This window comes from Collinsella aerofaciens ATCC 25986 (assembly GCF_010509075.1).
Lineage (GTDB): Bacteria > Actinomycetota > Coriobacteriia > Coriobacteriales > Coriobacteriaceae > Collinsella > Collinsella aerofaciens.
Genome location: NZ_CP048433.1, coordinates 2,345,954 through 2,366,923, shown reverse-complemented (window position 1 = coordinate 2,366,923; position 20,970 = coordinate 2,345,954). Strand labels below are relative to the sequence as shown.

General features: G+C 59.2%; 19 protein-coding genes. 6 read left to right on the top strand and 13 right to left on the bottom strand.

Translation table 11 applies throughout. The features are described from left to right. Positions 1-9: 9 nt before the first annotated feature. The 3 genes from GXM19_RS10540 to GXM19_RS10530 all read right to left on the bottom strand — a co-directional run bounded on the left by GXM19_RS10540 (position 10) and on the right by GXM19_RS10530 (position 2,508). Positions 10-681, bottom strand: a complete 672-nt coding sequence (locus GXM19_RS10540) for a DUF4230 domain-containing protein (protein ID WP_006234527.1) — start codon at positions 679-681, stop codon at positions 10-12. 214 nt (positions 682-895) lie between these two features. Further along, positions 896-1,711, bottom strand: coding sequence for an FxLYD domain-containing protein (locus tag GXM19_RS10535; RefSeq protein WP_006234529.1), 816 nt, complete (start codon positions 1,709-1,711; stop codon positions 896-898). 161 nt (positions 1,712-1,872) lie between these two features. After that, positions 1,873-2,508, bottom strand: coding sequence for a recombinase family protein (locus tag GXM19_RS10530; protein ID WP_082222901.1), 636 nt, complete (start codon positions 2,506-2,508; stop codon positions 1,873-1,875). Between the two features lie 408 nt (positions 2,509-2,916). Between GXM19_RS10530 and GXM19_RS10525 the strand changes: the two genes are divergently transcribed. Continuing rightward, on the top strand, positions 2,917-3,846 hold the full coding sequence (locus GXM19_RS10525) for an ATP-binding protein (RefSeq protein ID WP_006234531.1): 930 nt from the start codon (positions 2,917-2,919) through the stop codon (positions 3,844-3,846). Between the two features lie 41 nt (positions 3,847-3,887). Here the strand turns inward: GXM19_RS10525 and GXM19_RS10520 are convergent, their stop codons facing one another. The 4 genes from GXM19_RS10520 to GXM19_RS10505 all read right to left on the bottom strand — a co-directional run bounded on the left by GXM19_RS10520 (position 3,888) and on the right by GXM19_RS10505 (position 10,403). Continuing rightward, positions 3,888-6,401 (bottom strand): excinuclease ABC subunit UvrA, encoded by a 2,514-nt coding sequence (locus GXM19_RS10520; RefSeq protein WP_006234533.1) that lies wholly within the window; start codon positions 6,399-6,401, stop codon positions 3,888-3,890. Continuing rightward, positions 6,394-7,512 carry an AAA family ATPase gene (locus GXM19_RS10515; RefSeq protein ID WP_040358685.1) on the bottom strand — a complete coding sequence of 373 codons (1,119 nt, stop codon included), beginning with the start codon at positions 7,510-7,512 and terminating at the stop codon, positions 6,394-6,396. Before GXM19_RS10515 ends, GXM19_RS10520 begins: the two co-directional genes overlap by 8 nt. Before the next feature lie 93 nt (positions 7,513-7,605). Beyond that, positions 7,606-9,609 (bottom strand): elongation factor G, encoded by a 2,004-nt coding sequence (locus GXM19_RS10510; protein ID WP_006234536.1) that lies wholly within the window; start codon positions 9,607-9,609, stop codon positions 7,606-7,608. A 305-nt stretch (positions 9,610-9,914) separates the two neighbouring features. After that, on the bottom strand, positions 9,915-10,403 hold the full coding sequence (locus GXM19_RS10505) for a GNAT family N-acetyltransferase (RefSeq protein WP_006234538.1): 489 nt from the start codon (positions 10,401-10,403) through the stop codon (positions 9,915-9,917). Between the two features lie 77 nt (positions 10,404-10,480). Here GXM19_RS10505 and GXM19_RS10500 point away from each other — a divergent pair, with 77 nt between their 5' ends. After that, complete coding sequence (locus GXM19_RS10500) at positions 10,481-10,777, top strand: hypothetical protein (protein ID WP_006234539.1); 297 nt, start codon at positions 10,481-10,483, stop codon at positions 10,775-10,777. Positions 10,778-10,825: 48 nt separating this feature from the next. On the opposite strand, the gene GXM19_RS10495 is transcribed toward GXM19_RS10500, so the two are convergent. Further along, complete coding sequence (locus GXM19_RS10495; RefSeq protein WP_115596174.1) at positions 10,826-11,530, bottom strand: class I SAM-dependent methyltransferase; 705 nt, start codon at positions 11,528-11,530, stop codon at positions 10,826-10,828. A 435-nt stretch (positions 11,531-11,965) separates the two neighbouring features. On the opposite strand from GXM19_RS10495, the gene GXM19_RS10490 reads away from it, so the two are divergent. Beyond that, positions 11,966-12,367, top strand: coding sequence for a hypothetical protein (locus GXM19_RS10490; protein ID WP_006234542.1), 402 nt, complete (start codon positions 11,966-11,968; stop codon positions 12,365-12,367). A gap of 125 nt (positions 12,368-12,492) precedes the next feature. Here the strand turns inward: GXM19_RS10490 and GXM19_RS10485 are convergent, their stop codons facing one another. Continuing rightward, on the bottom strand, positions 12,493-13,308 hold the full coding sequence (locus GXM19_RS10485; RefSeq protein ID WP_115596173.1) for a putative RNA methyltransferase: 816 nt from the start codon (positions 13,306-13,308) through the stop codon (positions 12,493-12,495). Between the two features lie 178 nt (positions 13,309-13,486). Here GXM19_RS10485 and GXM19_RS10480 point away from each other — a divergent pair, with 178 nt between their 5' ends. Then, a complete protein-coding gene (locus GXM19_RS10480; RefSeq protein ID WP_006234545.1) occupies positions 13,487-14,869 on the top strand; it encodes an MATE family efflux transporter in 1,383 nt (460 codons plus the stop codon). A gap of 27 nt (positions 14,870-14,896) precedes the next feature. On the opposite strand, the gene GXM19_RS10475 is transcribed toward GXM19_RS10480, so the two are convergent. Beyond that, positions 14,897-15,763, bottom strand: a complete 867-nt coding sequence (locus GXM19_RS10475; protein WP_040358690.1) for a LysR family transcriptional regulator — start codon at positions 15,761-15,763, stop codon at positions 14,897-14,899. A gap of 158 nt (positions 15,764-15,921) precedes the next feature. Between GXM19_RS10475 and GXM19_RS10470 the strand changes: the two genes are divergently transcribed. Beyond that, positions 15,922-16,824 carry a DMT family transporter gene (locus GXM19_RS10470; protein ID WP_050766092.1) on the top strand — a complete coding sequence of 301 codons (903 nt, stop codon included), beginning with the start codon at positions 15,922-15,924 and terminating at the stop codon, positions 16,822-16,824. Between the two features lie 88 nt (positions 16,825-16,912). Beyond that, the gene (locus tag GXM19_RS10465) at positions 16,913-17,638 is read left to right on the top strand and encodes a uracil-DNA glycosylase (RefSeq protein WP_050766093.1); all 726 of its coding nucleotides are present in this window, start codon (positions 16,913-16,915) and stop codon (positions 17,636-17,638) included. Positions 17,639-17,688: 50 nt separating this feature from the next. Here the strand turns inward: GXM19_RS10465 and GXM19_RS10460 are convergent, their stop codons facing one another. From GXM19_RS10460 to GXM19_RS10450, 3 genes are all read right to left on the bottom strand, one after another. Next, positions 17,689-18,369 (bottom strand): SDR family NAD(P)-dependent oxidoreductase, encoded by a 681-nt coding sequence (locus tag GXM19_RS10460; RefSeq protein ID WP_006234550.1) that lies wholly within the window; start codon positions 18,367-18,369, stop codon positions 17,689-17,691. A gap of 9 nt (positions 18,370-18,378) precedes the next feature. Then, complete coding sequence (locus GXM19_RS10455) at positions 18,379-19,101, bottom strand: VUT family protein (RefSeq protein ID WP_115596172.1); 723 nt, start codon at positions 19,099-19,101, stop codon at positions 18,379-18,381. A gap of 156 nt (positions 19,102-19,257) precedes the next feature. After that, entirely contained in the window at positions 19,258-20,871 is a 1,614-nt protein-coding gene (locus tag GXM19_RS10450; RefSeq protein WP_040358693.1) for a peptide chain release factor 3, read from the bottom strand. Positions 20,872-20,970 lie beyond the last annotated feature (99 nt).

Genomic DNA, 20,970 nt, shown 5'->3' with positions numbered 1-20,970 from the left:
AGTGACCTCCTATTTCCGATAGTCGAAATCAACCGTATATTCATCGCCAAATGCCGAGTTGAACATCGCGCGGATATTTGCTTCGGCGTTCACCCGAGCCTCTTCGAGCAGGTCGCCATCCTTGATGGCCTCGCTTTCACTCCGCTCCTTGCACTGCGCTTCAAACGCCGTGACGTCTTTGACCTCAATGGGATTGAGGATGTTGTTGCGCTCCTCGAGAGCGCCCGATTTCTTCATATCCGGCGTGTTTGAGATTACATAAGGCTCATCCATCGTAATGGTCAGCTTCTTCTTGCTTGTATGTATCTCTGCCGTCTCGAGATTCACGCCCGCCTTAATGGTTCCAACATAGCGATACCAAAAACTGTTTTCTGTAAACGGGATATCAAACCAATCGAAAAACCTCTTGGTATCTGTCACCTTATCGACAATCGTATAGTTCTGCGATGCAGAAACCATCTCATTCTGGGAAGCGATACGTTCAAACACGACCGACGGGGAGAGCGTATTGGGGGTCGCTTCTTTTGCACCCGCAGCTTTGCCGTTATTAAAGATGCTAATAAAAAGTACAGCTACAATCAGCCCGCCAAGCGCCAAGCCCGCGATGAATACCTTGGGTTTCGTCAGAATTCTCCCGAGTTTCGCTTTCAGCGCCCCCATGCCTTCCTCCATCTCATCCATCCCCTATTCCTTTCAAAATCCCTGTTATTTAAGAAACTGCCGTGGGTTATACCTCATGCCTTAATTGTCGTTTTCAGCATGTCTTTAGACGAGGGCAGTTGTTTGCAATCCGAAATAATACACATTCGTTCGCAGCACTTGTTGTTCAATAATTGGCATAAAACGGGCAGGTCAACCATTCATTGCCGATTAACCCGCCCCTTCCGTGCAGAACTTATTTATTTACATCGTAGCTGGAAACAGATGCGACAACGCGCGCAGCGTCAACATCGGACATTGCCTCGAACTTGACTTTCTCACCCGGCGCCCACGAAGAAGTGTCCGCATAGGTCTCCTCTGCTTTGATGTCATCTGCATCATAGAGAGCAAGTGTCAGGCTGACGTTAGAGAACGATATACCAGAAGTGTTCTCAACTACCGCCGTATACGTATACAGACCGTAACCGTCATCCGATTTTTCGAAATTTGCTCCCTGAATCAAACTGTTGATGGCATCCTCATAGCGGGTCTTCTCTGCTACGGACTTTCCATTCTTAATTAAGTCGTTGAAATCATCCTTATATTTTTCCCCTACTTCCAGCCCGTAATTATCAACAAGCTTCTTGAGCTGCGCAGATCGCTTATCGTAGACTTTATTCCACTCTTCGTAATAATCCGCAGACGATTGCGAGTAGTCCTCGGTCACCTTAAGCTGGTCATCAAGCAAATTCAGATACGTGATTACGTCCTGTTGCATCTTAGAATCCTTAAACCTAGCGTTCTTGAGTTCCTTGTCGTTCTTGATTTCGGCCTCAATAGCTTCCTGGATATTCTCGGTTGAATGAGGATCATCATCGTTTGCATTAGATTCAATGACATCGGACCTTCTCTCAAACCCGGCAGCAATAATATTCATCGCCTTGTCGTCGACATATTTAGACTTTGCAGTGTTTGCAGCATTCTGTGAACAGGCCGAAATGAACCCCAGAGAACAGATGAGTAGAACAAGCAAACCCATCATGGGCATCTTTTTAGTAATATTTCGTTTCATGACTATTTCCCTTCGATTGACGTTGCAACTCATAGCCCCTCGTCAAAAAGCAGACGAATTGACAACGCGGTGGCACTATTTGGTTTAAGGGCGTGAACTGGATAAATGCTGAGGGAAGGAGCGGGCCCGCGTAAGAATACTACCCTCATCAAATTGTCTAGTTAAAGCGAACGATTAAACGGCGGGCGGTCAACAATAGTTGAATCCGCCCGTCTCCAACGATCAAACGTCGACGGACTAACGCCCAATAGTGCGGCAGCATCCCGCCTTGTCACCCCACCTCCTTTAAATGATTGGACAACTGAGCGATAGTTTTCTGGACGCTCGATCATTGGGCGTCCAAATCGAATGCCGCGTGATCGCGCCGAAGCAATACCTTCAGCTTGTCTTTGCTTTATGTTTTCGCGCTCCACCTGAGCCACGTAGCTCAAAACTTGAAGCACTAGGTCGGCAATAAAAGTCCCCGTAATCCCATTGGGCTGTTCGCGTGTATCAAGCAATGGCATATCGAGTACCACGATGGCAACGCGTTTGTCCGTCGTTAGGCGACGCCATTCATCGATAACTTCACGGTAGTCGCGACCCAATCGATCGATACTCTTAATCACCAGAACGTCCCCTTCGCGCAGACGACGAAGAAGACGCCGGTACTGAGGACGCCTGAAGTCCTTTCCGCTCGCTTTGTCAGCATAGATCAAATTCGTTTGGACCGGAAACCGCTCCAGCGCATCCAGTTGGCGATCCAGGTTCTGATCTGCTGACGAAACTCGAGCATACCCATAGATTCTGTTTTTCATGATTGCCCCTATCAGCCGCACGATGGCAGCTTCAGCTCATCTGAGAGCCCACTCACAATAGGGCGTGCAAATTTCGCGAATGGGTTGAACCCATTTTCGAGCTCCAACGTAAGCTATTCAAGCACCGCTTCGATAACGCACGACGCCAACCTTATGCTTTGAAATGAAATTAATCGTTTTTAATTGAGATTAACTAGAATAAAATGAAATTAACCCGAGACGCTAAAGGAGGGCATTGTGGAATACCTCGAAAACCCGTTTACCCCTAGCTTTGGCGAAGTTCCTGCCCATCTCGCTGGCAGACAACAGATTATTCGGGATTTGGACCGTGCCTTCTTGAGCCAGCGCAGGCGCCCAGAATTAACCTCGATCTTCTCAGGCGCGCGTGGAACCGGTAAAACCGCTCTCATGTCGTCGCTCGCGACAAGGGCGGAATCCCACGGCTGGATTGCCGTAAAGACGACCGCGCTCCCGGGAATGCTTGAGGAAATCGAGCTCGGGGCGAAACGTGCTGCCGGCCATCTTATCGACCCGTCCAACCACTTCGAAGTCACCGGTCTCGGAATTGCACCGCTCGGCAGCATCGAGGTCAGTCGCGTTCACGATGCCTCAACCTGGCGTTATCGCATGAGCGACATCATCGACCAGCTCAACGAGGCGGGCACCGGTCTGCTCGTCACGGTTGACGAGGTGGACCCGACACTCAACGAGATGATTCAGCTCGCAGCGACGTATCAGCACTTTGTGACCGATGGGAAACGCGTCGCTCTGCTCATGGCGGGACTTCCCAACAACGTATCGACGCTACTGAACCACAAGACGGTCTCGTTCCTTCGCCGCGCCCAACAATATCATCTGGGCCGCATTGCCGACTATGACGTGCGCGAGGCCTTGATTCGCACAATCCAGGAAAACGATCGCCTGGCAGATGCTGAGGGAATCGATCGAGCCGTTCGCTCGATCTCTGGTTTTCCCTTCCTATTGCAACTCGTAGGCTACCGTGCCTGGGACCTCACAAGCGATTCGAAGGAAATCTCGTCACGCGACTTTGACCTGGGAATCAAAATCGCGCGCGACGAGATGGACGACCGAATCCTCGCGGCAACCTATCGGGAACTCACGGCAGAGGACAAGCGATTCCTCATCGCCATGCTCGATGACGAGGAAGAGTCCACCACCGCTGACCTTGTCGAGCGCCTTAAGCGTTCGCCGCAGCAGGTCTCCCGCTACCGACGCCGCATGATAGACGCCGGCATCATCGGGGAGCGAGGACGAGGGCTCGTCGCATTTGAATTGCCATTCTTCCGCGACTATCTCGCAGCTCAATGCGTGAAATAGGTATCAATGCGACAAAGGGACTGTCCCTTTGTCGCATTCGGTTATAGATAACGTCCGGTAATGCTCTTGGAGCAGGCCGCGATGTCCCCCGGCGTGCCGGCGCAGACGATTTGCCCGCCGGCGTCGCCACCGCCTGGGCCCATGTCAATCACGTAATCGGCGTTACGGATAAGGTCGAGGTCATGCTCGATCACGATAACTGTGGCGCCCTTGGCAACGAGGCCGTCAAACACGTTCAACAGCACCTGGACATCGAGCGGATGTAGTCCGATCGTGGGCTCGTCGAATACGAATACGGCGTCGTCCTGCACGCGGCCCATCTCGCTCGCGAGCTTAAGGCGCTGTGCCTCACCGCCCGAAAGCGCCGGTGTGGGCTCACCCAAGGTGAGATAGCCCAAGCCCAGGTCGTGTAAGGTCTGCAAGCGCGCCTGAACCTTCTTGAGTCCCACCGTGGCGTCGAGCGCCTCATCCACACTCATGTCCATGAGCTGCGGCAACGTAAGCAGGCTCCCGTCCTTGCCCTCGCGATGGATATGCGAAGCCGTGTCTGCATAACGCGAACCGCGACACGCCGGGCAGACGATCTCGACGTCGGGCAGAAACTGCACGTCGAGCGATATCGAGCCCGTGCCATCGCACGTAGGGCAGCGCAGAGTGCCAGTGTTGTAGCTAAAGGCACCTGCCTTGTAGCCGGCTGCCTTGGCTTCGGGCGTACGGGCGAAGGCGCGGCGCAGCTCATCATGGATGTCGGCATAGGTTGCGACCGTCGAGCGCACGTTGGCGCCGATGGGCGTGGCGTCGATCAGGTTTGCGCGAGCAATGCCTTCGGCATCGACCCAACGCACATGTCTTGGCAGGCGCTCGCTAGCTGCCCGGGCCTTAAGCGCCGGAATGAGCGTCTCGAGCACCAACGTCGTCTTGCCCGAGCCCGAAACGCCCGTCACCGCGACAAGACGGCCGCGCGGGATATCGACTTCGAGCGGCTTGACGGTATGGATGGCATCGGTTGCCATGCGGATGTGGCCCTGGTCGAACATTTCCTCGTCAGTCACCTGCGGACGCAAGCGCTTAGGCTCGGCGCGCAAAAACGGCGCGATGCGACTGCCCTGCGATTGCTCGACCTCGTCCACCGTACCAGCGGCGATCACATTGCCGCCGCCTGCTCCGGCAACGGGGCCCATCTCGACCAGATAGTCGGCTTCCGCCAGCACGCGCGTGTCGTGGTCGACAACAACCACGGTGTTGCCGTCATCCACCAGATCACGCATCACGCCCACCAAGCCGTCGACATTGGCAGGATGCAAGCCGATCGAAGGCTCGTCCAGCACATAGAGCACGCCCGTCGATCGGTTGCGCACCACGCGAGCGAGCTGCACGCGCTGACGCTCGCCCGTGGAGAGCGTGGCACCGGCGCGATCGAGTGAAAGGTAATCGAGACCCAGGTCGACCAGACGACGGGCCGTGCTCAAAAATGAATCGCAGATATCCGCTGCCATGGGCTGCATCTCGGGCGGCAAGGATGCGGGCACCCCACGCACCCACTCAATCGCCTCGCCCAAAGTCATGGCCGCCGCCTGTGCCAGATTGATACCGCGCACCTGGGGCTGCCGCGCAGCCTCGGAGAGACGCGTGCCGCCGCAATCGCGGCATGGGCCCTCGCGCAAAAAGCGCGCAACGCGTTTTAAGCCCTTATCGTCCTTGACCTTGGCGAGCGCATTCTCGACGGTATAGACGGCGTTGTAATAGGTAAAGTCGAGTGGCGTAGCGCCCTCGCCGTTTTTGGGCACGTAGAGGATGTGCTTCTTAACCGCCGGACCATGAAACACGATGTCGCGCTCTTGAGGCGTGAGCTGGTTAAACGGCACGTCGGTGCGCACGCCCATCTCGCCGGCCACCTGCTTCATCAGATCCCACATGAGCGTGCCCCAAGGAAGCACCGCGCCCTCGTTGATAGTCTTTGACTCGTCGGGCACCAAGCTCGCCTCGTCCACCTCATGCATAACGCCGGTGCCGCCGCAGGTGGGACATGCACCACCGCTATTGAAAGCCAAATCCTCGGCACCCGGCGCGTAGAACTCGCGGCCGCATGCGGGGCACGTGAGCGACAGGCCCGCAGCCACGTTAAGGCTCGGCTCCACACGCGCCCCGCAATGCGGGCACACGTGATGGGCGCAGCGGCTAAAGAGTAGACGCAGGCTATTGTTGAGCTCGGTCATGGTGCCAAAGGTGGAACGCACGCCCGGCACGCTGGGGCGCTGATGCAATGCGAGAGCCGCCGGCACGTGCAATACCTCATCCACCTGAGCGTGCTCGGCCTGCGTCAGGCGACGGCGGGTATAGGTGCTGAGCGCCTCCAGGTAACGGCGCGAGCCCTCGGCATAAAGAACCCCCAGCGCCAGCGAACTCTTGCCCGAACCCGACACGCCGGCAATGCCCACAAGCTTTCCCAGCGGAATATCGATATCGATGTCTTTAAGGTTATGAACGCGCGCGCCACGCACCTCGATAGCCTGCGGGCTCATCTTCTGTTCCGTCACCTTTATCACCCTACTCATGCCATAAAACTCGATCGCGAACGTACGCGCCCAGCATGGGCACGGTAAACCGGACGAGGCCGTATCCGGCAGCCTCGATGACGCGCTCGCGAATCAGGCTTGCGCGATATTTACTCGCCCAGCTCTGGGTACGATCACAGCGCTCAATGATATCCGCCATGCGCGTCGGTTTGCCCTCGTCAACCGCCATGGCCTCGATATAAAGGCGCTGTGGACTGCGCAGCCCGTAATACAGGGGCGCGTCAACCGCTTCGTAGAACTCGGAGACGGCATCCGCATGGCCATCCTCGACATCGCGCCTTTCGATGACCTGCGAGCCACGCCGGACAGCAGACCGCCACATGTAATATCCCACCAGCTGAACCATATAGGGATGCCCCATGCTCTTGCGTGCCGCAAGGTCCGCCGTCTCCGCGTCAACGTAAAGACCAGCGTCTTTGACCGTCTGGATATATGAATCGCGCACCTTGGGCAAAGATATCGCCCCCAGCGTACGCTGCTGGGCGCGGCGCAAAAACGTCACGCTCGGCTCTTCGAGCAAGTCATCAACCATACTGGGTAAGCCGGCGAACACCAGCGCAAGACCGCGCTGGTCGCTATCTGACAAGCCCGTGGCATCCTGATCTCCAAGCACCTGCTGATAGAGAACGGCAAGAGCCGCCAGTTCCTCGATAGACGCCGATTGCGCCTCGTCAATCGCAAACAGTATGCCCTTGCCTGGACCGAGCCTCTTGAGGCGCTCGTTGACCAGCCCTCGCAACGTCTCGCCCTTTGCTCGCGCCGCCTCGACCGACATCCGGCCAAACGACGGACCGAGCTCCATTGACGTCACAACGGGTTTATTCGAGCGAAGCGCGTCGGCTAAGCGATCGCATAAGCCAAGCGAAGCGGAATCGGAGACAACCGCCCATCCGCGCTCATTGGCTAGACGTTGCAGCTCCCGTAGGAGAACCGTCTTGCCACAGCCGCGGTTTCCCGTAATGAGCATGAGCCTACCCGGCGCTCCGGCGCCGTTATCGAGCCCTTCCTCGAAATCTTCGATGACCGACTCGCGACCAATGAGCATCGGAGGCCGCTTGCCTGCCGTTGGCTTAAAGGGATTTGGATTCATGTCGGCCTCCTCGGATTGGCAAACCCTGGCAATAGTTATACCAACTTATACCAAGTTATACCAATAGCATGTGACAAAGGAACTGTCACTTTGTCACATGTGGCCGAAAAACTCGGCGTCTGCTGCTCGCCAGGGGCGGAAGGTAGAGGAATCGACCTTTACGTGCGCCGCGGCGGGTACGTCGTACCATTTGACCGTGTAACCGGCACCGTGAGAGCAAAAGACCGAATCGGGCGCGTTGGGCAGATCGGCCTCGGGCTCATAGGCGGCCGCCTCGATGACGCGCTCAGCATCATGGCAAGCCGCATAGCCGGCGAACTCCAGGTACAGATGCCCGCGACCGCTCGTGTAGGCAGCTACCTCCAGGGCATAGTCCTGCACCTCGGATGCCGGCACGCGACCCACAAGCTTCGCCCGGTCTCCCGCCATCGTCGGCGGCTCGTACTCGGCACCCATGCGCGTAGCATCCGAGAGCGCCCGACCCACGCACTCCCCCGGCACCTCGAGCTCAAAGCGGTACCACGGCTCCAACAGCACCGCCGCGCCGACCTCACGCGCCTGCATCAAACCCTGGCGAATCGCGCGGTACGTGGCCTGGCGAAAGTCGCCGCCCTCGGTGTGTTTGGCATGCGCACGGCCGCCCGTGAGCGTAATACGCACATCGGTGATGGGCGAGCCGGTCAGCACGCCCAGGTGATCGCGCTCCATGGCGTTGGTGAGTGCCAAACGCTGCCAGTTAAGATCGAGCTCGTCGGTCGAGGCCACGGTGCCAAACTGCACGCCCGAACCCGCTGGCAACGGCTCCAGGCGCAGATGCACCTCGGCATAGTGGCGCAGCGGCTCAAAGTGGCCCACGCCCTCGACCGGCTGCGAAATAGTCTCCTTATAGAGAATACCGCCGGGCTCAAACGCAATCGAAAGGCCAAAGCGATCGGCCAACACCTGCTGCACGACCTCAAGTTGCACGGCGCCCATCAACTGCAAATGAATCTGCTCAAGATGAGTGTTCCAGCTTACGCCGAGCATGGGATCTTCGTCCGCCAACTCAGTCAGCGCTTTGAACACCGCGTGGACATCGTGTTCGCCCGGAAGCACCGTATAGGTAAGGACCGGCGCAATGACAGGCGCATCGCCCGCAGGCTCCGCGCCCAGGGCATCACCCGGGCGAACGTGCGCAAGACCCGTCACGGCGCAGATGCCGCCAGCGGCAACTTCCTGGGCAAGCTCGTATTTCTCGCCGTTATAGATGCGCACCTGGTCGATCTTTTGCTCCCATGCCTCGGCACCGGAACGTCCGCCAATCATCTGTTTTGCGTGCAGCGTGCCGCCGGTCACTTTAACCCAAGCCAAGCGCTCGCCGCGATCCCCGCGGCTGACACGATAGACGCGCGCGGCAAACTCCGGAAGCCATGCCTGCTCACGCATCAGCGCGCATATGCCATCCAGCAGCTCGTCCACGCCTTGGTCCTTGAGCGCCGAGCCGGCAAAACAGGGAAAGAGCTTGCGCTCGGCAACCATGCGTGACAGCGTTGCGACGGAAAGCTCACCCGCTTCAAGAAACTCCTCGAGCGCCGCCTCGTCCAACGCAGCAGCGTCCTCCTGAACGGTGCCGCCCGCCAACAGTTCGTTGGCATCCAGGCATCCTTCGGAAAGACGCTGCCCAAGTTGTGCCAGCAAAACATCGCGGCCGGGATTCTCCAAATCGATTTTGTTGATGAAGATGAACGTCGGGATGCCATAGCGTGCAAGCAGGCGCCACAGGGTTTCGGTGTGCCCTTGCACGCCGTCGTTGGCGCCCACAACCAAAATCGCGTAGTCGAGCGCGCGCAACGTGCGCTCCGCCTCGGCCGAAAAATCGACATGCCCCGGCGCATCCACGAGCATGACGTGGGTATCGCCATGGTCGAGCACGGCCTGCGACGAGAAAATCGTGATGCCGCGCTCGCGCTCGATCTCGTTAGTGTCCAGATGCGAATCGCCATCGTCCACGCGGCCGCGCTTGCGAATGCGACCCGCGTTGAACAGCATGGCCTCGGCCAACGTGGTCTTGCCGGCATCGACATGCGCCAAGATTCCAACGACCGCTTGCTTCGACATGGCTCTCCTCTTATTACAAGCCCATCGCACGCGGCAACGGGCGTTCACGCTCCACACTGGATGATACAATGTACGGGCCGGCGGGCGAAGCGGGCCCTATCCCCCGACCGAGCTCATCGCCCCGCGTTGCCGCGCGGCGATTTTCGTAGGTTCGCGCCTTGCGAAAGCCGGCACCTCCCCTTTTTGTCTGCCCGGGCTCATCTGGGGCGATAACAACGCGAGCCCCACAACAACGCGTTTTACCAAAAATGGCCCCGGGTGGGACCATTTTCGTTCGCGCGAATTATTGATATGAGGCGTCGCTCTTACGCCTCGCGCAGCCAATCAAACGCGACGCGCGGCGTACCGTCCGACACATATACGATACCGGCGCGCTTAAACCCGGCCTTGGCGATGGCTCCCTGCATGGGCAGGTTGTCCTGATGCGTGTCGATGCGCAGGTGATCGGCACGCTCCTTGGCAAAGGCAAACATCGCAGCCGCGATACCGTGCACGGTGCCATCGGACGCCACGCGATGCAGCACGGCGTACGGAGCGTCGCTGCGCCATTGACCATCCTCAATGACGTCATAGCACTCGTCCGGGCCCGGCAAAAAGGCAAACGTCGCCACCACGCGGCCGTCGACTTCGCACACATAGCTGCCATCGGCGGCGATATCGGCAGCCAGCTGCTCGGCAGAAGGCGTGCCCTCGGGCCACTGCGTGGCGTTGCCATGTGCGCGCATAAAGGCGCGGGCTGCGTCATAGATAGCCATGACGGCGGGAATGTCGGTATCGAGGGTTTTTCTGATCATCACGCGGCGACCTCACGTTTATTGGTATCACTTTGGTTGAGCAATGATACCAGCGTTTGGAGAGAGGCGCTAAGCAGATGGGAAGCAAAAAGCGAGCCGCCTGGTCAAAGGCCAAAAGCGAGTTTTTGGGCGCTGCTACCGGCGGCGATATGAGCGACCTGTTTGCGCGCGAAGACGAGCGCCGCGACGCCCTGAACGCCGAGCGCGATGAGGCCTGGCGCTACAAGTCGTGTGAACGCAAAAACCGTTACGACACGCGCGCCGAGGCCGAGGCCGTTATGGCCGACTGCGAAAACCGCGGTCGGCGCGGTTTGGCCTGCTACAAATGCGAATACTGCGGTGGATGGCACCTGACATCGCACCCTTGGAAATAGGCGCCGCATCGGCACGGCATTGACGGAGCGCCAGCCATCGCACGCAAGCTACGGACGCGGCGGCACCAAGACATCGTAGCGAACGGCCTTGCCCGCAAGTTGATAGCTCGGCTTAACGCCGGCAAGCAGTGGCCCCTTCACCGGCCGCTTGATAACGACCTTGCGCGGACGCACCGCGAGCGCCGCCTCGACCAGCGTCTCCTCATCGGCGCACGGCTGCTCCAAATGATGCAGCAGTTGAAACTTCTTTTTGACCGCCGCGCTCTTGGTGCGCTCGGGGAACATGGGGTCTAGATATACCACATCGGGCGCGACGAGCTCGCCCTGCTCGACCAGCTCAGCCGCATGGCGAAGACCGGCGATGCTGTCCTCGCCCGCATGCAGGCGCATGCGCGCCACGGCATCCGCAAGCGCCGGATCGTCCGCCGCACGGTCCAAGGCATCCTGCAGCAGCGCCGCGATTACACAGTCCTGCTCATACAAATCGACCGTAAAGCCCGCGGCAGCAAGCAGCAGCGAATCCTCGCCAAAACCTGCCGTGGCATCGATTGCCCACGGCTGTTCGACGCCTTTCGCGCGTGCGGCCTTCACCAGCAGCTCCTGTTGCAGGCGGCCCTGCTTGAGTCGTGGAAGCATGCGGGCAAAATCGGCGCGCAGCTCCATCGTGCCGTCGGTGAGCGTGAGGCCCTCGGACTTCCCGGTCAGCTCAAGCCCCGCGGCCCGAGCAATAGAAAAGGGATCGACGACGCCCATGGGTACTCCTTAACAAGCAAAACGAATACGTGGGCGCCGTTTATGCCAGCACCCAACCGTCCGCTATTGTCCCACATGCGACATGGCCCACAGCATCGCAATGCAAAGCACCGCCATCAATCCCGTGCACACGGCAGCGATCACAGAATCACCCATGCGCCTTCCCAACGACCGCGGCTCACCCACTTGCCTGACTCCGTACATCATGGCTCCTCCTTCGCTCCAGCTCTTACCATGGCCCCATCATCGCAGCGCCGCGCATACGCTGCCATCGATTTGGCTTACACCCAGCTTTCCTTTTTGAAAGGTTGGACCGTACAGGCAAGAGACGCTTTCAAACGCATGCATCGCCCCGTTGAACTACAATGTGCTTCACGATATGTGCCGCAACCTGGGTGCGACAGATTCTCCGCGCCCGCATCGAAAGGACCAGCTATGAGCGCCGCTCGCAAGACACTCAAAATCCTTGCCCTGATTTATTTTGTTCTGGGCATCGCCAGTCTCGTCATTGGAATCGCCGGTATCGCGACCGGCAAGCTCGAGTCCACCTACGGATCGAACGCCATGCTCGCCGCGGTCGTGCTTGTCGCCAAGGGCGTTGTCGATCTTGCCGCAGGCGTTGCGGGCATCAAGGGTGCCAACAAGCCTTCGCAGGTGGATGGCGCGTTTAAGCTCGGTATCGTTGCCGCGGTCGCCACGCTCGTCCAGGCCGTGCTCACGCTTCCCGCGCTCGGCGGCAGCTCCGTCAATATCGTCGCCTTTGTCATCGTGGTGTACGACCTGTTCTTTGTTCAGCAGGCACACGCCGTTAAGGCCGAGAACAAGGACCGCCTGTAAGCACTCGCTTCTCATAACCTCTGCAGCCAAGCAACTAAAAAGGGCCGATCGCGCATCTCCGCGGTCGGCCCTTTGCATTTGCCCAGATAAAACCTACCAAAATAAACCTGTCCCTTTTTGGTAGGTTAGCTGTGGCGGTATTCGGCGATGATGAAGTCGATGTCGGTCTGAAGAGTATCGAGGTTTGCCAGACGCTCTTTATCGCCAGGGCGTGTGCGGTAGTAGTACGGCGTCATCTGGAACACCGCCTCGATGTCGGCCTGGGTCTGAAGCGTAATATTCGCAGATACCCGCTGCGTTCCGACCAACTCGAGCTCGGTGGTCTTCGGCAGCTTCTCATCGTTAAGGTATGGCGTGTCGTAGAGCACCTCCTTGAGTCCAAACAGATGACGGGCGCCCGGCACCACGGTGTAGAGCGAGCCCTCTGGCGCCAGCACGCGGGCAAATTCGCGCTCGTTAAAGGGAGCGAAGAGCTCGGTCACCATATCGAAGGCGCCATCGGCCACGGGGATGTCCTTCATGTTGGCCACGAAGTAGGTCGCATCGCCGCGCTTGGCGGCAAGGCGCACCATCTCTTTGCCCAGGTCGAAACCGTAAGCATCCACGCCCGGCACCGCGCCCATGGCGCTGGTGTAGTAACCTTCGCCGCAGCAAATGTCGAGCAGCGTCATGGGGCCATTCGTAGACGCAGCACACCCAGACACCTGCTTGCGCACCAGCTCGATCATCGCATCGCGCAACGGCGCGTAGTATCCACGGTTCAGAAAGTCACGACGGCTGCGCGCCTGCGACTTGGGATCACCCATGGAGTCACCGCTCTTGGACGAGCGCAGCAGATACAGATAGCCCTCGCGCGCACGGTCAAACCGGTGTCCGCTCGCGCATGCCGCACCGCGCTCATCGTCCACCAACGGCTCATGGCAAACGGGACACAACAACATGGCAACTCCTTAGCGCGAACAACACAACGCCCACCATTGTCGCACGCCTTCCCCACCTAGTCATTGGGGACGTTCTTAAATGATTAGCCGTTTAAGAACGTCCCCAATGACTAGTCGATTAGGAGTATCATCATCTGCGCAAATAAGCACGAAAGAGCATATTAGAGATTGAGAGCGTATGGCTGACACCGCATCTAAGCACATTGACATGACTACCGGCTCGCTGTGGCGCAATATCCCCCTGTTCGCCTTCCCCGTGGCCGCCACGAGCATCTTGGAGCAGCTGTCGAACCTCATCGCCACGGTCATCATCGGTAACTTCTCGGGCGACCAGGGAACCCTCGCCATGGCGGCGGTCGGCTCCAATGTTCCGCTTACCAGCCTTATGCTCAACCTGTTTATTGGCATATCGCTTGGCTCCAACGTGGTCATCGCCAACGCTATCGGCCGCAACGATCAGAACATGGTCAAACGCGCCGTCCATACCTCGATTCTTATGGCACTTGCGGGCTTTGTCGTCATCGCGCTGGGCGAGATCTTTGCCGAGCCCATGCTCGCCGCCCTCAACGTTCCCTCCGAAACCATGCCGCTCGCTTCGCTCTACCTGCGCGTCTTTTTGCTCAGCATGCCCTCGATCTTGCTCTACAACTTTGAGGCCGCGATCTTCCGCTCCGTCGGCATCACCCGCATGCCGCTGCAGGCGCTTGCCGTGTCCACCGTCCTCAACATTGGCCTGGACCTTATCTTTGTCCCCGTACTCCACTGGGGCGTCGCAGGCGTAGCCATCGCCACCGCCATCGCCTACACCGTCAGCGCCGCTACGCTCTTTATCCGCCTGCTCAAGACCGACTCCGTCGTCCGCGTCACCCTACGTGACCTAGCTATCGACCCCGTCGCCCTCAAGCGCATCGTCAAAATCGGCCTGCCCGCCGGAATCCAAAGCGCCGTCTTTGCCGTCGCCAACATCATCATCCAGTCTGCCATCAACAGCCTAGGCACCGAGGTCATGGCGGCATCGAGCGCCGCCATGAGCCTGGAGTACGTGTGTTACAACCTGCTCAACAGCTTTAGCCAGGCGTGCACCACCTTTGTGGGACAAAACCACGGTGCCCGCCAGATCGACCGCTGCACCAAGACGCTTAAGGTCTGCCTGGTCGAAGGCGGTATCGTTGCACTCACCACAATCATCGTTATTGTCGGCCTGGGGCGCGAGATCTTGTCGCTCTTTAACAGCGATCCCAACATCGTCTCGATCGGCTATATCCGCGTATGTTCGATCTTCCCGGCGTACGCCTTTAGCATGTTCTACGAAAACATGTCCGGCTACCTACGCGGCTTTGGTATCTCGCTCACGCCCGCCCTCATCACCATGATCTGCGTCTGCGGCATCCGCTTCTATTGGGTGTTCTGCGTGTTCCCGCACTTCCGCACCTTTGCGAACATCATGATGGTCTACCCCATCAGCCTGGGCACCACGGCGTTCTTTATGGTCGTGGCGGTGCTACTTTGCCACCCGGCACGCACCTATCGCGCCACCCAAGCCAAAGCGACAGCCCGCTAAACACCGCGCTCAACGCCACGCCAGTCATTAATTGACAATATGCGAGCTCATATAGTCGATAAAGCACCTCGTGGCGATGGGCATGGTGTCCCAGCTGCGCCAGGCGGCCACCACGTCGCGCGAGGGGGCATGCGCGATGGGCCGCACACAAATATCGGCTCGCATGCCCTCCACAGTACGACGGTAGAGCATGCTCACGCCTAGGCCCTCCTCCACCATCGCCATGATGGTGTAGTCGTCGGTGACCTCGCTCGTCACGTGCGGCGACAGCCCATGCGTTGCGAATGCATCGAGCACCAGGCTCTGTTCGCCCTCATCCAACAGCACAAACGGCTCGGACGCCAGGTCGGCGAGTGTCACCTTTTCCTTTGCCGTCAGCGGATGCGCGGCCGGCAACAATGCTACCAACTCGTCGTGATAGACCACGCGCTTCTCGAGCCCCGCGGTAAACCCACGTGCCGTAAAACAAAAATCAACTACGCCATCGTGCACCCATTGAGCGTTGCGCGTGTAATCGCCCTGCTTGAGGGTGAAGCGTACGCCCGGGTGCAGCGCACCAAAGTCGCGGATCACACGCGGCAGCACGGTACGACTCACGTTGGTAAACGTCGCGATACGAATATCGGTCGACGAAAGGCCCAGCAGCTCCTGGCGCTTGCCCTCGAGCTCGGCCTCGGCAGTCACGATCTGGCGCAGGTACGGCAGATATTGTTTACCGTCGCGCGTAAGCGAAACGCCCTGCTTTCCGCGCTCGATAAGCGTGGTACCCAGCTCGCGCTCGAGCGCCTTGACGGCCTGGCTCACCGCACTTTGCGTATAGCCCAGCTCGTCGGCCGCACGTTTCAGACTGCCGCGATCGACCACCATACAAACAATCTGATACCGCGATGCCATTGTGCCTCCCCATCAATGCAGACGTAAAACGTTTTGCCAGGGCTTTTTCTGCCAACATTAGCATTTCTTAATCATACTGAAGATACATTCGCTTTACTACATCCACATCTGAGAGCAGAATCCTTTTTACGAAACCGTTCTGTAACAAAAGGAGCCCCATGGATCGCAAAAAAGCAATCGCGCTCTCATTTTCCGTTCCCGTCGCATGGGGCTTTTCGTACCCCCTCATGAAGATCGGCATGGACAGCATGAACGCCACGAGCATCGTTGCGCTGCGCTGCATCATCGCCTTTGTGGCCTGCCTGCTGCTCTTCCACAAGCGCGCTTTCCGTATCAACCGCGACCTTATGGTTCGCGCCGCTATCATCGGCGCCATTATGGCAACCGAGCTCACCTGCATGTGCCTGGGCTCCAGCCTCACCTCTGCCTCCACTGCCGGCTTTTTGCAGAGCCTGACGGTCGTGATCGTGCCGTTTGCCAACGCCGCCCTGCTGCGTCGCGCCCCCGAGCGCAAGGTGCTCGTCGGCACCGCCATCGTCACCTGCGGCATGCTGCTGCTCTCGGGCGCCGACTTCACCAGCCTGAACCCGGGCGCGCTCATCATGCTGCTCTCCGCCTTTATCTATGCCAGCCACATTATCGTAGCCAAGCGCTTTGTCGAAGATGTCGACCCGCTGGCTCTGGGCGTTTGGCAGCTGGGCTTTGGCGGCCTGTTCTCGGGCATTGCCGCATGCGCCTTTGGCGGCTTCATGCTTCCCAGTACGCCCAGCGAGATCGTGGTCGTCGTCGCGCTCGCACTCATCTGCTCTGCCTATGGCTTTATCACCCAGACGCTCGTGCAGCCCCACGTGCCCGCCGAGACCACCGGCTTCGCCTTCTCGCTCGAGCCGGTCTGCTCCGCCGTCTTCTCGTTCTTCCTGGTCGGCGAGGTCCTGAGCCCCATCGCCTTCTTTGGCGCCGCTCTCATCCTCACCGGCGTCATGGTGGCAACCGTCGAGCTTCCGCGCCTCCGTGCACATGGACAGGCTCGCATGGCAGGAGCGCCCGAGCACGTTTCGTAGACCCCACTCCTTATACAGCCGCGGCATAAAGGCAACCGGTGCGCCTTTACAATAGATGCAAACAGAGCATCTGACGCAAAGGAGCCCCATGGACGCCGCGACCAGCGACCGCAACATAGCAACTTGGTTGGGCGATGCGCCGCAGCCGGTACGTGACACTACGAACCAGCTGCTCGAGCGCATCGCCCTTTTGCGTGCCGAGCAGACCATCTATCCGGCACAAGACGACATTCTCAATGCCCTCGCCTACACGCCGGCCGACCAGGTCAAGGTTGTCATCTTGGGTCAGGACCCCTATCACGGACCCAACCAGGCCATGGGGCTGTCGTTCTCGGTCCCCGCGACGCAAACCAAGTTGCCGCCGAGCCTGCGCAACATTTACAAGGAACTCAAAGCCGATCTGGGCTGCCCCATTCCCGCCACGGGAGACCTAACCCCATGGGCACGGCAGGGCGTCCTGCTCCTCAACACTACGCTCACCGTGCGCGAGCATGCCGCCAACTCGCACGCCAAACTGGGCTGGAGCACGCTCACCGATTACGTTATCGAACGCTGCTGCCAGCTGCCCCAGCCGGTAGTCTTTTTGGCATGGGGTCGCTTTGCCCAACAGATGGTCGAAGGCAAGCTCGTCGCGACCGGCGCGGGCAAGGCAACCGACAAGTTCTGCCTGGCCTCTACGCATCCCTCGCCGCTTTCGGCCAACCGTGCCACGGCAGAACTCCCCGCCTTTATGGGGTCGCGCCCCTTCTCGGCAGCCAATCGGCTACTCGAACAGCACGGCTCGACCCCCGTCAACTGGACTTGCCTCGGCTAAAAATCGATACATCAAAAACGCGCCCGACGGCTTTCCATCGGGCGCGTTTCCTACTCGGGCCAAATAAATTGCGTGCGGCCGGCCTCGCCGCCATCGATAAGCAGACTCTGCCCAGTCATAAACCGGTTGGTCACGCCCACAAAGTAGATCCACTCGGCGATTTCTTGCGCCGTGGCCCAGCGCTTGAGCGGCGTGAGCTCCATAATCTGGGCCCACAGATGCTCGTCTTCCATCACGCAACGGTTGAGCGGCGTGATGACGCCGCCCGGGTCCACGCTGTTGGCGATGGCCTGCGGCGCCAGACGGTTCGCGAGGTTCTTGGTGTAGGCGATAATGCCGCCCTTGCTGGCCGCGTATGCGGGAAACTCCGACCCCGTGTGCCCGCTCGCCGAACCCACGTTGACCACGGATTTGATAGCCGGCGCCGGCTTGGCGGCAAGGCCCTCCCCCGCAAAGGCGTAGCGCTCGGTCACGTTGATGGTGCCGCACAGGTTGGCGGCGATATCGTCGGCCGAGTCCTGCGTGCCGGCAACGTTCACGATCACCTGGGGCTCAAAGTCGTCCGGAAACGAGTCCGGCTCGCGGACATCGATAATCAGATGGCGGTAGCGCTCGTGCTCGACCGCCGCCGGCAGCAGATCAAAACCCACGACTTCGTGACCCTCGTCCAAAAAGCGCTGCACGCACGCGGCCCCGATGCCGCCCGAAGCGCCCGTGATCAACACCTGCATATTGGCTCCTTAGGCAGTCGCATGACGCTCGAGATACTCGGCACCCACGTTCTCGCGCTCCCAACTGCGCACGACCTTGTAGCCCACGGGGCTCAGGAAGACCTCGCACAGCAGCTCGGCAATAGCGCCGGTCAGCGAGCACATAAGCACCTGCACCCACGTCCAGCCAAAGAACGTATGACTCACCACAATGGCGAAGACCAAGTTGTCGATAAACTGACCGATGCCCGTGGACACATAGGAGCGGAAGGCAAAGCTCGCAAAGTTATTCTTTTTGAGCATGCGGCCGAGCGACTGGTTGAGCGTGGAGTTGACCACGGCAGAGGTGAGCATGGCCAACGACGAGCCAAACACCACGTACCAGGTGCCGCCGATCGTGGTGTTGAGGGCAGTGTTGACCTCGATCATGCCCGTGTCGTAGTAGGCGCCCCACATGCCGGGCGTGAGCGAGCACAGCCAAAAGCACAGGCTCACGGCCAGGTTAACCAGCAGTGCGAGGATAGAGATTTTGATGGATGCCTTGGCGCCAAAGCGCTTGCAGATCATGTCCTGGCACAAAAACGAAACCCAGCTCACCACAAAGCCGCAGTCGAGCGCCAGATACGGCAGGCTGATGAGCTCTTTGTTGGCCAGCAGGTTCATCATGATGACGCTCACGATAAACAGCGAAACCGTTGCCGCGGGAATGCTCCGCAACAGGACCTTGTAGTCCTCCATGACCTTCTTGATCATTATGTACTCCTTTGGTTTTAGGTTTAACGAGCAGGATATCGGAACCGAACTGCTCGGCCGCCCCGGTCTTGAGGCAACGGTGGGTATGATAGCCGCTCCGCAAGCGGCAGGCAAGCAACGGGCGCGGCAGCCCCGCAAGGCAACCGCGCCGATGCGCTAAAACGTTACGTTGCCAAACTCCGACAGGATCAGGTCGGGGTTGTGGTCGGTCGCCCAATCCACGTTCCACGGGCTCGTGAACAGCAGCAGCTTGCCGCCGCGCATGTCCTCGACGCGCAGGGTATCGCGCGTGAGCGAAAGGCTCGGAATATCGATGGTGTCGGGGTCGTTCTGAATCCAACGGATGTCGGTATAGGGCAGCGGCTGGCGACGCACCTCAACGCGATACTCGGCCTTCAGACGGCGCTCGAGCACCTCAAACTGCAGCACGCCGACCACGCCCACGATAACGCTCTCCATACCGGCGCCCAGCTCGCGGAAGATCTGGATGGCGCCCTCCTGGGCAAGCTCCTCCATACCCTTCACAAACTGCTTGCGCTTGAGCGTATCGACCTGCGTGATGCGGGCGAACATCTCGGGGGCAAACGTCGGGATCTGCGGATACTGCACGTGGCGCTTGCCGGAGCACACAGTGTCGCCGATGCTAAAGATACCCGGGTCGAACAGGCCCACGATATCGCCCGCGTACGCCTCGTCCACGATAGCGCGGTCGTCGGCCATCATCGAGGTGCCCGTGGCAAGCTTGAGTTTGCGGTTGCCCTGCACGTGGAAAGCGTCCATGCCGCGCTCGAACTTGCCCGAGCAAATGCGCACAAAGGCGATACGGTCGCGGTGGTTCTTGTCCATATTGGCCTGGATCTTAAACACAAAGCCGCTAAAGTCGTCGCGGCAGGGATCGACCGGTTCGTTGGCGAGCGTGTTGGTGTAGGCGCGCGGCGTCGGGGCAAGGCGCAAGAACTCCTTGAGGAAGGGCTCTACGCCAAAGTTGGTGAGTGCCGAGCCAAAGAACGCCGGGCTCAACTTACCGCATGCCACGGCATCCAGATCGAGCTCGTCGCCGGCGCCATCGAGCAGCTCGATGTCGTCCATCAGGTTCTTGTGGTTCTCCTCGCCGATGAGCTCGTCCATGGAAGGATCGCCCAGCTCGGCCTCGACCTCGGCGACCTTCTTGGTGGCGTTGGCGTGGCCGTCACCCTCAAAGGCGATGACACGGCGGGTCTGACGGTCGAACACGCCGCGGAAGTTGCGACCGCTGCCGATCGGCCAATTCATGGGATACGTGTTGATGCCCAGGACATTCTCGATCTCTTCCATGAGCTCAAACGGATCGCGGGCCTCGTGATCGAGCTTGTTCACAAAGGTGAAGATGGGGATATGGCGCAGCGTACAGACCTTAAAGAGCTTCTTGGTCTGGGCCTCGACGCCCTTAGCGCCGTCGATGACCATGACCGCGGCGTCGGCAGCCATGAGGGTACGGTAGGTGTCCTCCGAGAAGTCCTGGTGGCCGGGGGTATCGAGGATGTTGACGCAGGCGCCGTTGTAGGTGAACTGCAGCACCGAGGAGGTAACGGAAATGCCGCGCTCCTTCTCGATGTCCATCCAGTCCGAGACGGCGTGCTTGGCCGAGCTCTTGCCCTTGACCGAGCCGGCAGTCTGGATGCTGCCGGTATAGAGCAGCAGCTTCTCGGTAAGCGTGGTCTTACCGGCGTCCGGGTGGCTGATGATCGCGAATGTGCGGCGCGACGAGATTTCATCCGACAGGCTTGCCATGCGGATCCTTTCTTGCATTGAGTGCATTACGTCGTTGTAACCGCACTATTGTAGCCGCGAAATGCTGCAGCAGGGCACCTATCAGGACAAATTCATCAG

Excerpts from the sequence above, each read along its gene's own strand:
- GXM19_RS10450 (WP_040358693.1), bottom strand. The coding sequence starts at position 20,871 with ATGGCAAGCCTGTCGGATGAAATCTCGTCGCGCCGCACATTCGCGATC.
- GXM19_RS10495 (WP_115596174.1), bottom strand. The coding sequence starts at position 11,530 with ATGGGCGTCGTCGATCCCTTTTCTATTGCTCGGGCCGCGGGGCTTGAG.
- GXM19_RS10460 (WP_006234550.1), bottom strand. The coding sequence starts at position 18,369 with ATGCAGGTGTTGATCACGGGCGCTTCGGGCGGCATCGGGGCCGCGTGC.
- GXM19_RS10490 (WP_006234542.1), top strand. The coding sequence starts at position 11,966 with ATGAGCGCCGCTCGCAAGACACTCAAAATCCTTGCCCTGATTTATTTT.
- GXM19_RS10540 (WP_006234527.1), bottom strand. The coding sequence starts at position 681 with ATGGATGAGATGGAGGAAGGCATGGGGGCGCTGAAAGCGAAACTCGGG.
- GXM19_RS10510 (WP_006234536.1), bottom strand. The coding sequence starts at position 9,609 with ATGTCGAAGCAAGCGGTCGTTGGAATCTTGGCGCATGTCGATGCCGGC.
- GXM19_RS10525 (WP_006234531.1), top strand. The coding sequence starts at position 2,917 with ATGTCGTCGCTCGCGACAAGGGCGGAATCCCACGGCTGGATTGCCGTA.
- GXM19_RS10475 (WP_040358690.1), bottom strand. The coding sequence starts at position 15,763 with ATGGCATCGCGGTATCAGATTGTTTGTATGGTGGTCGATCGCGGCAGT.
- GXM19_RS10465 (WP_050766093.1), top strand. The coding sequence starts at position 16,913 with ATGGACGCCGCGACCAGCGACCGCAACATAGCAACTTGGTTGGGCGAT.
- GXM19_RS10455 (WP_115596172.1), bottom strand. The coding sequence starts at position 19,101 with ATGATCAAGAAGGTCATGGAGGACTACAAGGTCCTGTTGCGGAGCATT.
- GXM19_RS10505 (WP_006234538.1), bottom strand. The coding sequence starts at position 10,403 with ATGATCAGAAAAACCCTCGATACCGACATTCCCGCCGTCATGGCTATC.
- GXM19_RS10535 (WP_006234529.1), bottom strand. The coding sequence starts at position 1,711 with ATGAAACGAAATATTACTAAAAAGATGCCCATGATGGGTTTGCTTGTT.
- GXM19_RS10530 (WP_082222901.1), bottom strand. The coding sequence starts at position 2,508 with ATGAAAAACAGAATCTATGGGTATGCTCGAGTTTCGTCAGCAGATCAG.
- GXM19_RS10520 (WP_006234533.1), bottom strand. The coding sequence starts at position 6,401 with ATGAGTAGGGTGATAAAGGTGACGGAACAGAAGATGAGCCCGCAGGCT.
- GXM19_RS10515 (WP_040358685.1), bottom strand. The coding sequence starts at position 7,512 with ATGAATCCAAATCCCTTTAAGCCAACGGCAGGCAAGCGGCCTCCGATG.
- GXM19_RS10470 (WP_050766092.1), top strand. The coding sequence starts at position 15,922 with ATGGATCGCAAAAAAGCAATCGCGCTCTCATTTTCCGTTCCCGTCGCA.
- GXM19_RS10480 (WP_006234545.1), top strand. The coding sequence starts at position 13,487 with ATGGCTGACACCGCATCTAAGCACATTGACATGACTACCGGCTCGCTG.
- GXM19_RS10485 (WP_115596173.1), bottom strand. The coding sequence starts at position 13,308 with ATGTTGTTGTGTCCCGTTTGCCATGAGCCGTTGGTGGACGATGAGCGC.
- GXM19_RS10500 (WP_006234539.1), top strand. The coding sequence starts at position 10,481 with ATGGGAAGCAAAAAGCGAGCCGCCTGGTCAAAGGCCAAAAGCGAGTTT.